This window comes from Lacinutrix sp. MEBiC02595 (genome assembly GCF_053601555.1).
Genome location: NZ_JBSHNU010000243.1, coordinates 105,854 through 119,768, shown reverse-complemented (window position 1 = coordinate 119,768; position 13,915 = coordinate 105,854). Strand labels below are relative to the sequence as shown.

The window sequence follows — 13,915 nt, the reverse complement described above, 5'->3', positions numbered from 1 at the left end:
TATTTCCTGCTTTTCGTTATATCTTTTTTGAAAATAAAAAAGGATGTCACTGCAATCAGGGCTAAAAACAAGTAAACGCATCCGTAAAGAAGCAATGTTTATGAGTTAATAATAAAGTAAAAGAAAATACATTACAAAAGAAGAATTAACAAAGATGGAGATGAAAATTCAAGAATTTCAAAAAATGACAATGGGCTTTCAAAATAAGCTCTAAAAGTCTTTTTTCTTGTCTCTTTTTTCTGTCCTCTAAAAAACATACAGATGAGTAAAAAAGAAATAAAATCAGTAAACTACGGTTTAGAAAAAATATTTGAAGGAGCACAAGATTTCCTTCCGCTTTTAGGAACAGACTACGTAGAGTTTTACGTTGGTAATGCAAAACAAGCAGCACATTTTTACAAGACAGCATTCGGTTTTCAATCCCATGCATACAAAGGTTTAGAAACGGGGTCTAAAGATTCGGTGAGTTATGTGTTAACACAAGACAAAATCAAGTTGATGCTAACCACACCTTTAAATAGCAAATCTCCAATAAACGATCATATTGTAAAACATGGAGATGGTGTAAAAATAGTTGCACTTTGGGTAGAAGATGCTAGACAAGCATATAAAGAAACAACATCAAGAGGTGCAAAATCATACATGGAGCCAACAGTAGAAACAGACGAACATGGCGAAGTGGTGCGAGCAGGAATTTATACCTACGGAGAAACAGTACACATGTTTGTAGAACGTAAAAACTACAACGGAGCCTTTTTACCTGGTTTTCAAAAATGGGAATCCGATTATAATCCGCCAAGTGCAGGCTTAAAATATATTGACCATATGGTTGGTAATGTAGGTTGGAATCAAATGGATGTTTGGGTAAAATGGTATGAAGATGTTATGGGATTTGAAAATTTCTTATCCTTTGACGACAAGCAAATTCACACCGAATATTCCGCATTAATGAGTAAAGTAATGTCTAACGGAAACGGTAGAATAAAATTTCCAATAAACGAGCCAGCAAAAGCAGCAAAACGCTCTCAAATTGAAGAGTATTTAGATTTTTATGAAGGTGCAGGAGTGCAGCATATTGCAGTTGCAACCGACGATATTATAAAAACCGTTTCTCAGTTAAAAGCAAACGGTGTAGAGTTTTTATCCACGCCACCAGAAGAATACTATAGATCGGTTCCTGGAAGATTAGAAGAGTTTAGTCACGAGTTAAGAGAAGATATCGAAAAACTAAAAGGTTTAGGTATTATGATTGATGCAGATGAAGAAGGATACTTATTGCAAATATTTACAAAACCAATAGAAGATAGACCAACCTTGTTTTTTGAAATTATTCAAAGAATGGGAGCTCGCGGATTTGGAGCAGGAAATTTTAAAGCGCTTTTTGAGTCTATTGAAAGAGAACAAGAAAAAAGAGGAACGTTGTAACAAATATTTAACATACGGTTCATTAAAAACTCTAACATTTATATCGTTAGAGTTTTTTGTTTTTTTACTTTTGGAATAGTAATTGTAATTATCAAACCATAACAATATAATGTAAGATAGCAAGTTACATTTACAACCAATATGGATATGAAAAAATTAATAATAATAGTACTTGCAGTGGTTACTATCGGTACTACTCAAGCGCAAGAAGATAGCGCTTTTCAAGCAGGAGAATGGTTTCGTTTTGAAATGAGCTACAGTGGTTTCCTAAAGGCAGGAAATGCAACGCTAACCGTCAAAGACGACACTATAGATGGAAAGCCTGTGTATCACGTGGTTGGTAAAGGTTGGACCACAGGAGCTATTAAATGGTTTTTTAAAGTAAAAGATAGGTATGAGAGTTATTTTGATAAAACGACTTTATTACCGTATAAGTTTATTAGAGATATCGATGAAGGTGGTCATAAAAAAGACATTGAAATAGACTTTGATCAGGTAAACAGAAAAGCACATGTACATAATAAAAGGAAGAATAGAAAAACGGTAGTAGATACAAAACCAAATATACAAGACATGGTTTCTATGTATTATTATTTAAGAAATAAAATAGAAATTGCGACGCTAAAACCGGGAGACGAAATAAAAACAGATATGTTTTTTGACGATGAAAACTATGGTTTTAAAATAAAGTATTTGGGCGAGGAAATTTTAGACACAGAATTTGGGAAAGTAAAAACACTCAAATTTAGACCTTATGTATTGGCAGGACGTGTTTTTAAAGAAGAAGAAAGTTTAACGCTTTGGGTTTCAAAAGACAAAAATAAATTACCTTTACGTATTCAGGCAGATTTAGCAGTAGGTTCACTAAGAGCAGATCTAGATGCTTTTAAAGGCCTAAAACACCCTTTTAAAATTATTGCAGATAACTAAATAATTGATGGAAAAAGATATAACTAGCCAACTTAAAGAAAAATTCGATAATATAGGCCAAGACTTAGACGTGCATTTACAAGGCTTGTTATATAGTAAGCCTATAAATTATTGGGATTATATACAAACAGACGCATTATTAGATCTACAAACCCAACGTTCTGTTTTACCAGATGAAATGGTGTTTATTATGTATCATCAAATTAATGAGCTGTTATTTAAAATGATACTTTGGGAGATTGATCAAGTAGCAAATAAAGAAGATCTTGATGCTGTTTTTTTTACAGACAAATTAATGCGGGTAAGTCGTTATTTCGATATGCTTACTTCTTCTTTTGTAATTATGAAAGATGGAATGGATGTCGAGCAGTATAATAAATTCAGAAATACCTTAACACCGGCTAGCGGATTTCAAAGTGCACAATACAGAAAAATTGAATTCGCTTCTACAGAACTTATCAATCTAATCGATAATAGATTTCGAGATACAATCGATAGAAATACACCGTATGAACATGCTTTTGACCATTTATATTGGCAAGCAGCAGGAAAAGACTATAAAACTGGGAAGAAAAGCTATTTATTAACAGTTTTTGAAGATAGATATAAAGACGAATTTATTAGATTTACAAAATTTTATAACACACATAATCTTTACACAAAGTTTAAAGCATTACCGCAAAGTGTTAAAGAAGACAAACAATTAATAGATGCAATGCGTCATTATGACCATACTGTGAATATTAAATGGGTTATGGCTCATTATAATACAGCAAATCACTACCTAAATATTGGTGGTAAAACTGCGGAAGCAACAGGTGGAAGTGAATGGGTTAAGTATATGCATCCTAAATACCAAAGAAGAATATTTTTTCCGGAACTATGGAGCGAGCAAGAATTAAAAGATTGGGGAACAGATGTATAATTGCTTTTGCAACTATTAGTTTATTTTACAGCTGTAAACAAGAACCAAAAGAGATAATATCAGAAGAAATAGCAATAGTAGAAGAGCCAGAACAAACGTTAGAGTTTGGGTTCAATCTTAATGATTATATTGTTAAAAGAGATACGATACAGAAAGGAGATAGTTTTGGTGAAATATTACAAAGAAATAGCATCAGCTTTTCGCATATCTTTCAAATAGCAGAAAAAACTAAAGATACTTTCGATATCCGAAAACTACAAGTTGGTAAACCATATACCCTTTTATGTACCAAAGGAGATTCGCTGCAAAAGCCAAACTGCTTTATTTACCAACCGAATAAAGAAGAATACGTAGTTATAAACTTTCAAGATTCGATTCATGCATATACTAGCAGGAAACCTATAAAGTATGTAGAAAAAGAAGTTGCAGGAGTCATTACTTCTAATATTTCCGAAGCATTAAGTGATCAAGATATCAGCGTGCGTTTAGCCTACAAACTAGCAGATGAAATTTATCCTTGGACTATAGATTTTAGACGTCTTCAAAAAGGGGATGCTTTTAAAGTAATTTATACCGATAAATATATAGATGATACTATTTATGCTGGAATTGCAGATGTTAAAGCTGCATATTTTAAGCATAATAACGAGCCTTTTTATGCTTTTGAATTTGAAACGGATAGCGTAACAGGAGTTTCCGATTATTTTAATGAAGAAGCAAAGAACTTACGTCGTGCTTTTTTACAAGCACCAGTTCAATTTAGCCGAATTTCATCCCGTTATAATTTAAAACGTCGTATTGCATATTACGGTAATAAATTACGTCCGCATAGAGGAACCGATTTTGCAGCAGCTATTGGAACGCCAATTCTTGCAACCGCAAACGGAACAGTGATAGAGTCAACCAGACGTGGAGGAAATGGGAAATTTGTGAAAATAAGACATAATGCCACTTATGAAACGCAATACCTTCACATGAAAGCCCAAAAGGTTAAAAAAGGACAGTTTGTAAAACAAGGAGATGTTATTGGCTGGATCGGTATGACGGGAAATACTGGAGGACCTCACGTGTGTTATCGTTTCTGGAAAAACGGAAAAGAAGTAGATCCTTTTAAACAAAAGCTTCCGGAAGCCGAACCAATTTCAGATAGCTTAAAAGTAAAATATCTAGAGTTTATTAAACCTCTAAAATTGCAACTGGATAATATTCAATATAAAATTCCAGAAATAGAAGAGAAATTAGAAGAAGTGTTTGATAATACAAATGCAATTACGCAAGTTAATAAGTAACTCTATGGCATTACCAAAAATTAACCCAACCACCACTACAGCTTGGAAAAATCTTGAAAAACATTTTAAAAATGTGCAAGATGTTGAAATGAAAAATTTATTTGCTCAAGATGAAAAAAGAGCAGACAAATTTACCATTTCGTGGGAAGATTTTTATGTCGACTTTTCGAAAAACAGAATCACCGAAGAAACTTTCGAACTGCTATTAAAATTAGCAGATGAGGTGAAGCTAAAAGAAGCAATGCAATCTTATTTTTCTGGTGAAGTAATAAACGAAACGGAAAAAAGAGAAGTTTTACACACGGCTTTAAGAGCGCCGAAAGACGCCAATATTAAAGTCGAAGGTGTTAATGTCATGCCGGAAATATTTTCGGTAAAACAAAAAATAAAAGATTTTTCGGAAACTATTATTTCTGGAAATAAAAAAGGATATACCAACAAAGCATTTACAGATATAGTAAATATTGGTATTGGAGGTTCAGACCTTGGTCCTGCAATGGTGGTAGATTCGCTTCAGTATTACAAAAATCATTTAACCACACATTTTGTAAGTAATGTAGATGGCGATCATGTAAACGAAGTCATAAAAAAACTAAATCCAGAAACTACACTATTCGTAATTGTTTCTAAAACATTTACAACACAAGAAACCCTATCGAATGCAACGACATTAAAAGATTGGTTTTTAAAAAGTGGGAAACAAGAAGATATCGCAAAACACTTTGTGGCTGTTTCTACTAATATTGAAAAAGTAAAAGACTTTGGTGTAGACGCAAATAATATTTTTCCAATGTGGAATTGGGTTGGCGGACGTTTTTCTCTTTGGAGTGCTGTAGGCTTAACCATTAGTTTGTCGGTAGGAAATGAGAATTTTGAAAACTTACTTCTAGGAGCAAATAAAATGGATACCCATTTTAAAAACGAAGATTTTAAAAGCAATATTCCAGTAGTGCTTGCGCTAATTAGTGTATGGTATAATAACTTTTTTAAAGCCGAAAGTGAAGCTGTAATTCCGTATTCACAATACCTAAATCAATTTGCTACCTATTTACAACAAGGTATTATGGAAAGCAATGGGAAAAGTGTCGATAGAAATGGCAATCTAGTAAATTACCAAACCGGAACCATTATTTGGGGAGAACCAGGAACAAATGCACAACATGCCTTTTTTCAACTAATTCATCAAGGAACAAAAATTATTCCAGCAGATTTTATCGGATTTGCTAAATCGTTACATGGTAATAAAGACCATCAAGACAAACTTATGTCTAACTTCTTTGCACAAACAGAAGCGCTTTTAAACGGAAAAGATAAAAGCGAAGTTATTGCTGAAGGAACAGAAAAAACATTAATACCTTTTAAAGTGTTCGCTGGAAATAAGCCAACTAACACTATTTTTGTAGATAAACTCTCGCCAGAAAGCTTAGGAAAACTAATTGCGATGTATGAACATAAAATATTTGTACAAGGAATTATCTGGAATATTTTTAGCTACGACCAGTTTGGTGTGGAACTTGGAAAGCAATTAGCAGGAAAAATTTTAAAAGAATTTGAAAATGAGGATTTCGCAAATCATGATACTTCTACCTTAAATTTATTGAATCATTACAAAAAATTAACAAATTAATTGTTAAAAAGTCTGTTTATAGCTTTATTAACTAAGTTATTGAAAACGTGCTTATTTGTGTTATCTTTAAGATTGAAAATTTGTTAACGTTAAGTTAATGTTAAACCATTAATTCAATGTATTTTTGCCAAAAAATAAACCAAATATTAAATTCAATAAAATGAAAAACATTAAAAAATTTTTATTTTTAGTAGGGGCATTAGTGCTTACTACAGGAGCAATAGCTCAAAGTACTGTTACAGGTACTGTTATTGATTCCGAAATGAACGCACCACTTCCTGCGTCAAACATCATTGAAAAAGGAACTACAAATGGAGCATCATCAGATTTTGATGGTAATTTCACTATTACTACAGAAGCGAAAGCTGGTAAAATAGTTATCTCTTATGTAGGTTACACTTCTGTAACAGTATCTTTTGATGGTAATACAGATTTAGGAAACATTACTTTAACTAGTGATAACTCTTTAGAGGAAGTTGTGATTATTGGTTCTGGAGTTATTGATTTAGCAGAAGACAGAAAAACACCTGTTGCTGTTACTACTATTAAGGCTGCTGAGATTCAGCAAAAAGCTGGAAACTGGGATTTACCAGAAGTATTGAAATCTACTCCTTCTATACAAAACCTTAAATCTGGTGGTTTTGGTGATGGTCAAATGTTTATTCGTGGTTTTGATCAAACAAATACTGCATTCTTATTAAACGGACAACCAATTAATGGTATGGAAGACGGTAAAATGTACTGGTCTAACTGGTCTGGTGTAATGGATGTTGCTAATGCAATTCAAGTACAACGTGGTTTAGGAGCTTCTAAATTAGCGATTTCTTCTGTTGGTGGTACGGTAAATATTGTTACTAAAACTATTGATAGAAAAGAAGGTGGTTTTGTACAACAAATGGTAGGTAATGATAATTACACAAAAACTACAGCATATTACTCAACAGGAGTAAATGAAAAAGGATGGTCTTTTTCAGGTTTATTAGGTCACTGGCAAGGTGATGGTTATGTAGATAATACAGATGGTGAAGGACAAACATATTTCTTTTCTGTAGGTTACCAACCTAACGAAAAACATTCCTTAAACTTCTTATTAACAGGTGCGCCACAATCGCATGCTGCAGCTGGAAGTGGTTCAATTGGATCCTTTTTAGAAAATGGAAGAAAATATAACTCATGGAATTTTAGTGGGGTAGATAGTCCTAATACTTTAAATGGAGGGAAATATCCAGGTGGAAGAAATATTTATCACAAACCAGTAGCTAATATTAGCTGGGATTGGACAATTAATGAAAAATCTGAATTGTCTACAGTACTTTACGGTTCAATGGGTCGTGGTAGTTTTGCACAAGCAAGAACTTCTGGAGATGATGTAACTTATGCAAGAGGTTCTAATAATAACCATGACTGGTTTGGTTTAGTAACAAACTATAACAACCAATTAAGTGAAACATTAAACTTTAACTTTGGTGCAGATGTACGTTTATATAACGGTTTCCACTTTAGAGATGTTAGAGAATTTATAACTATAGATTCTGTAAGTAATTCTTCTGGGTATTCTGGAGATTATGAATTAACAGATTCTTATGGTGGTGTTAACCCATGGAATGTATTCTTTAATCCAAACGATGATCATTCACAGCGTTTTGGTTATGATTACGAAGAGCAAATTAACTACGCTGGTGTATTTGGTCAATTAGAGTATTCTAAAGATAAATTATCTGCATTCTTTCAAGGAGCGGTTTCTAACCAATCGCATGTAAGAACAGAATTCTTAAACACAGAATTTGAAGGGAAATCAGAAGAGTCTGATAAAGTAAATAACCTTGGGTATAACTTAAAGTTAGGTGCTGCTTATGAAGTTAATGAAACGCATAAAGTATTTGTTAACGCTGGTTACTATTCACGTCAACCTTTCCATGATACTTTATTTCAAGATAATAGAGGAGGGAATACATTGTTAGATCCTGAAGCTGAAAATGAAGAAATTACAGGATTTGAAGCTGGTTACCAATTTAATGGTGGTAGAAAAATTTCTGCGAACTTAAACGTATACCATACTACTTGGGATAACGTAACTAAGTATAACAGTAACGGTGAAACAGGTGATGATTTCTTAAGTTACCAAACATTAGGAGTGAAGCAAGTGCATTATGGTGTAGAGTTAGAGGTGAATACTCGTCCTTTGGAAAATGTAAAACTTAACGGATTTGTTTCTTTAGGAGAATGGCAGTTTAAAGACAATGCTACACAAAGAACTTTTGATAACGACGGAAGCCAAGTAGGTGCGGATGAAGAGATTGTTATTGATGGATTTAGTGTTGGTGGTGCTGCGCAAGTAACAGCTGGTATTAATGGTAGCTATGAGTTTTTACCAAGATTTAGTATTGATGGTGGATGGAACTGGTATAATGATGTATTCTCAACAGGATCATTAGGAGAAGCTCCTTTATCTATGCCTTCATATGATACTGTAGATACTGGATTATCATACAAAATGTTAGTTGGTGAGAATAAAACAAATTCATTACAATTTAGAGTAAACGTAAGTAACGTTTTTGATGAAGTGTATTTAGAGTCTGTTAATGGAACAACTGCTGCTTCAGCAATTGGATCAGAAAACTATAAAGGAATTAACAAATCTAACACAGGTAGATTTGGTTACGGAAGAACTTGGAACACAAGTATCCGTTTTAATTTCTAATTCATATTAGAAAATAGAATTAAAAACCTCTTCCATTTTTGGGAGAGGTTTTTTTATGCCTAATAATTAGTACATTTGTTACCAAACTAATTCAAACTTAAATTATATGTATAGTATTGTAAAAAACCTCCATTCTTATTGGGCCTATTTAGTGCTTCTTGTTTTAATTATTGCAGTAGCAAACAGCCTATATAAGACGTTTTCTAATAAAGAGTATGAACCTAAAGATTTTAGAATTGCGTTGTTTACGCTTATCGTTTCACATATTCAGTTGTTAATTGGGTTGGTGTTATACTTTACTTCACCAAACGGCTTTCAAAGTATTACCGCAAACGGTATGGGCGGATTGTCTCCTTTTGCTAGATTATTAGCAGTAGAACATCCTTTTGTAGGTATTTTAGCGGTTGCTTTTATTACTATTGGTTATTCAAAACATAAAAAGAAACTTACTTCTAAACCTAAAAATAAAACCATTGCTATCTTTTATACCATAGCACTATTGTTGGTTTTATCTAGAATTCCTTGGAGTGTTTGGTTAGCTTAACAGTAAGCAGAACATAATAATTAAACGACCTTAAAATACATTACGTATTCTAAGGTCGTTTCTCATTCTATTAAAAGCCTCGAGTTTAAAACGCTCCTCCTTTTTTTCAAGGAGGAGTGGCTTCTGTTTCAGAAAAGAAACAGAAGACGAGGTGGTTTTTTTTAATACTTCTCGTTTTTCATACGTATTACAAAAGCTTCAGCGAAGCAATAGAAGATGCGTTTTGTTTATTAATCTCCTGTAAATAATGGTTTATTATGATAGGTTTTTATAATAGTCAAATTGAGGTACTTTCTTAATGTCCATCGAATTATAACACATGCATGGAAACTAAAAACGACCTTAAAATACATTACGTATTCTAAGGTCGTTTCTCATTTTATTAAAACCCTCGAGTTTAAAACTCTTCTCCTTTTTTCAAGGAGGAGTGGATTCTGTTTCAGGAAAGAAACAGGAGACGAGGTGGTTTTCTATTCTTTAATTTCTTTAACAAGAAAAGTGTACACCGGAAAGTGATCGCTAAATCCGTCCGTAAATCCACCATCTGCAAAGCTACGTTTTGGATATCCTTTATATCTTCCCTTTTTATTTACTAAATAGTTTTTATTAAAAATTCCAGCTTTATATAATGTGAAAGAAGAATAATCTTTTTCAATTAATGGCTTTGTTACCATAATTTGGTCAAATAAACTCCAAGCATCTCTATATGCTGTTGTACCTAAACCTTCTTTTTTAAACATATTATAATACGGATTATAAAGTCCTTTAAAGCCAACTTTATCTTTATCATTTTGTGCTTTTAAAACATCGGTAACACTTGCGTTAGTGGGATCATCATTTAAATCTCCCATGATAAATACTTTAGCATACGGATCATTAGATTGTAAGGAGTCTAAAAGTCGCTTAGTAACCTTAGCCGCTGCAACACGTTTAGGTCTACTACGCGCTTCTCCACCACTACGAGAAGGCCAGTGATTTACAATTATGTGAATCATTTCATCATCTAATTTACCACTTACTAGTAATTGATCCCTAGAGTATTTACGTTCCTTTGTTTTATCATCATAAATTTTTAATTCATGACTACTTGTAGATAAAGGAGTGAAGTATTTTTTTTGGTATATAAGAGCAACATCAATACTTCTAACATCTGGTGAGTTGTAATGCACAATGCCATAATCTTGATGGATTAATGCCGGGTCATTAACAAGATCTTCCAAGACTTCTCTGTTTTCCACTTCAGAGACACCCAATATTACAGGGGAGTTATTGGTGACGTCTTTTCCTATTTCAGAAATAACACGGGCCATATTTTTAATCTTCTTTTGGTAAACTTCAAACTGCTTTGTTTTCATTTCCATTATAGGACTTCTTTCGTCAAATTTACTTGGGTCATTAATAGTGTCAAATAAATTTTCAAGGTTATAAAATCCGACAGTATGGATTTTGAATTTTTTCTTTTCTTGAGCTTCTGCGGTGAAAACGACTGTTAAACACAGGGCTACAAGCCAGAATTTTAAATTTTTCATGAATGTGAATGTTATGTTATAGTTATGTTAATACAAAACTCCTGCCAAATGTAGATATTTATTATAAATAATGTAAATTTGTCTGCTTTAAATAATAATTATTTAATGTAATAAGAGTTTACTAACTATAAATTTAAGTATGCAAAAAAGATTACTAATTCTTTTCTTCGGAATTTTAACAGGCTTTACCACATTTGCTCAGCAAACCATGGTAACGGGAAGTGTGAAACAACCAATTTCTCTAGAGCCTATTTCAGATGTTACTGTTACTATTGAAGGAACAAACATTTCTACGTTTACAAACGAGCTAGGAGTGTTTACGTTTAGCAGTGATTTGCCATTAGGCGAACAAGTTTTAAGATTAACTAAAGAGGCTTTCGTTCCACAACGTTATCCTATTGTAGTTAATGAAGGTAAAACATTAACCATAAATGATATGGTTATGGAAAGAGACTTATCAGGAAATGATTTGTTTACTATTACGCTTTCTGATGATGAATTAAATGATGATACTACTGGAGCAGATAATATTTCTGGTCTTCTTTCTTCGTCACAAGACATTTTTCAACGTACAGCGGCTTTCGAGTTTAGTTCTTCTTTCTTTAAAGTAAGAGGTTTAGATTCAGATAACGGTTCTGTTTTAATTAATGGAATTGAAATGAACAAGCTATACAATGGAAGACCACAATGGAACAATTGGGGTGGACTTAACGATGTAATGCGTAACCAAGAATTAACTTCTGGTTTAACGCCGTCAGCGTATAACTTTGGAGGTATCTTAGGAACTTCTAATGTGAACGTAAGAGCATCTAGTTATAGAGAAGGTGGACGTGTAACGTATTCTTCTTCTAATAGAAGTTATACAAATCGTTTAATGGCTAGCTATGCTTCTGGAGCATTAGAAGGTGGTTGGGCATATACAGTTATGGCTGGAAGACGTTGGGGGAATGAAGGATATCAAGATGCTTCATTATATGACTCTAATTCTTTTTTCGCATCTGTTGAAAAGCAATTTGGAGACAAACATAGCTTAAACTTTACATCAATCTATGCACCAAATAGAAGAGGTAAATCTTCACCAAATACACAAGAAGTATACGACCTTAAAGGTATTAAGTATAACGAGTATTGGGGATATTTAGATGGTGATAAAAGAAATTCACGTATCAAAGAAGTAGAAGAACCAATTATTATGTTAAATCATTATTGGGATATTAGCTCTAAAACTTCATTAAATACCAACGTTGGTTACCAATTTGGTAAACTAGGAAATAGTCGTTTAGATTATTCTGGAGGTTCTAATCCAAGTCCAGCGTACTACCAAAACTTACCAAGTTATTATTTAGCAGATGATGATGGTCCTGATAATGCAGGAGCATATTTAGCAGAACAAAACTTTTTAAATGATGGTCAAATAGATTGGGAGTCTATACTTACAGCAAACCAAAACAATAATATAGAAACGAATGGTAGTGATCCTGCAGCTTATGTATTATATGAAGACCGTGCAGACGATAAGCAACTTACTTTAAATTCTATCTTAAGTTCAGAAATTAATGAAAACATTTTAATTAATGCTTCTCTTAATTATAAGAAATTAAAATCTGAAAATTTTGGAGAAATAATCGACTTATTAGGTTCTAATGTAGGAGCTTTAAATGTAGATTCTTTTGATAACTTTCAATATGATAACCAAAACCCAGATCGTTTAGTTGGGGAAGGTGATAAATATAGATACAACTATAACTTATATGCAGATGTACTTTCTGGATATGCGCAAGCACAGTTTAAATATAATAAAATAGACTTTTTCGTTTCTGGTAGCCTTTCTAGTACTACATACCAAAGAGAAGGTTTATGGCAACACAGTAATTTTCTAGATACTTCAGATGGAAAAGGAAAAGAGCTTACCTTTAATGGTCTTGGTGCTAAAGCAGGATTTACGTATAAAATAACAGGAAAGCATTTATTCGATGCGAATGCTGGTTATATTGAAAGAGCACCTTCTTTACGTAATACATTCTCTAACTCAAGAGAGAATCATAATGTGGTAAGAGGTATTGAAGAAGAAAAAGTAACTTCTTTTGATGCTAGTTATATTTTTAGATCTCCAATTATAAAAGCGAGATTAACAGGATTCTATTCTACCATTAAAGATGCTAATGAAGTAGGTTTCTACTACGCAGACGGATTAAGTGGTGATGCTATTGCAGAAAATGAAACTTCAGCGTTTGTACAAGAAGTTTTAACAGGAATTAATAAAAGAAATATTGGTGTAGAATTTGGTATTGAAGCACAAGTAACACCTACTATTAAATTAAAAGCTGCCGGTTCTATTGGTGAGTATGTTTATGATAACAATCCAGATTTATACTTAACTTCAGCTGGTTTTGATTCGGCAGATGGTTCTATTTCTTACGGACAAGCAAATCTTAAAGATTATAAAGTAGCAGGAGGCCCACAACGTGCAGCTTCTGTAGGTTTTGAATACCGTGATCCTAAATACTGGTGGTTTGGTGCAACAGCTAACTTTTTCTCAAATGCATATACAGATGTGAATGCATTAACAAGAACAGAAAACTTTTATTTAGATGCGGATGGATTACCATTTAATGATTATGATCCAGAAGTAGCTACAGAGTTATTAAAACAAGAAGAATTTGACAACTACATGGTTGTAAATCTTGTTGGTGGTAAATCTTGGAAAATAGATCAGTACTATATTGGCTTTTTTGCTAGTGTAGGTAATGTATTGGATAAAGAGTACAAAACTGGTGGTTTTGAACAAGGTAGAAATGCAAATTACAGAGAGTTAAGAGACGATAATGCGAATCCATCACGTGTGTTTGGAGCAAAATATTGGTATGGTCGTGGTGCAAACTACTTTGTAAATGTGTACTTTAGATTCTAAAAAAAGAAAAATTAATTATAATAATATTACGAAT

Annotated in this window: 9 protein-coding genes; 8 read left to right on the top strand and 1 reads right to left on the bottom strand. The window is 32.9% G+C overall.

All coding sequences use genetic code 11. The features are described from left to right. Positions 1–261: 261 nt before the first annotated feature. The 7 genes from hppD (at position 262) to ACVCZW_RS14160 (ending at position 9,441) form a co-directional block, all read left to right on the top strand. Positions 262–1,425: a 4-hydroxyphenylpyruvate dioxygenase gene (gene hppD / locus ACVCZW_RS14190; protein ID WP_452230347.1), complete on the top strand. Its 1,164-nt coding sequence runs from the start codon at positions 262–264 to the stop codon at positions 1,423–1,425. Positions 1,426–1,572: 147 nt separating this feature from the next. Then, positions 1,573–2,355, top strand: coding sequence for a DUF3108 domain-containing protein (locus ACVCZW_RS14185; RefSeq protein WP_452232726.1), 783 nt, complete (start codon positions 1,573–1,575; stop codon positions 2,353–2,355). 7 nt (positions 2,356–2,362) lie between these two features. Then, on the top strand, positions 2,363–3,280 hold the full coding sequence (locus tag ACVCZW_RS14180; RefSeq protein ID WP_452230345.1) for a tryptophan 2,3-dioxygenase family protein: 918 nt from the start codon (positions 2,363–2,365) through the stop codon (positions 3,278–3,280). After that, the gene (locus ACVCZW_RS14175) at positions 3,238–4,569 is read left to right on the top strand and encodes a peptidoglycan DD-metalloendopeptidase family protein (RefSeq protein ID WP_452232725.1); all 1,332 of its coding nucleotides are present in this window, start codon (positions 3,238–3,240) and stop codon (positions 4,567–4,569) included. The genes ACVCZW_RS14180 and ACVCZW_RS14175 overlap by 43 nt, the downstream gene beginning before the upstream one ends. Before the next feature lie 4 nt (positions 4,570–4,573). Beyond that, positions 4,574–6,196 (top strand): glucose-6-phosphate isomerase, encoded by a 1,623-nt coding sequence (gene pgi, locus ACVCZW_RS14170; RefSeq protein WP_452232724.1) that lies wholly within the window; start codon positions 4,574–4,576, stop codon positions 6,194–6,196. Between the two features lie 160 nt (positions 6,197–6,356). Continuing rightward, positions 6,357–8,897: a TonB-dependent receptor domain-containing protein gene (locus ACVCZW_RS14165; protein WP_452232723.1), complete on the top strand. Its 2,541-nt coding sequence runs from the start codon at positions 6,357–6,359 to the stop codon at positions 8,895–8,897. Between the two features lie 106 nt (positions 8,898–9,003). After that, positions 9,004–9,441 (top strand): hypothetical protein, encoded by a 438-nt coding sequence (locus ACVCZW_RS14160; RefSeq protein WP_452232722.1) that lies wholly within the window; start codon positions 9,004–9,006, stop codon positions 9,439–9,441. A gap of 470 nt (positions 9,442–9,911) precedes the next feature. Here the strand turns inward: ACVCZW_RS14160 and ACVCZW_RS14155 are convergent, their stop codons facing one another. Further along, positions 9,912–10,970, bottom strand: a complete 1,059-nt coding sequence (locus ACVCZW_RS14155; RefSeq protein WP_452230340.1) for an endonuclease/exonuclease/phosphatase family protein — start codon at positions 10,968–10,970, stop codon at positions 9,912–9,914. A gap of 139 nt (positions 10,971–11,109) precedes the next feature. Here ACVCZW_RS14155 and ACVCZW_RS14150 point away from each other — a divergent pair, with 139 nt between their 5' ends. After that, the gene (locus tag ACVCZW_RS14150) at positions 11,110–13,881 is read left to right on the top strand and encodes a carboxypeptidase regulatory-like domain-containing protein (RefSeq protein ID WP_452232721.1); all 2,772 of its coding nucleotides are present in this window, start codon (positions 11,110–11,112) and stop codon (positions 13,879–13,881) included. Positions 13,882–13,915 lie beyond the last annotated feature (34 nt).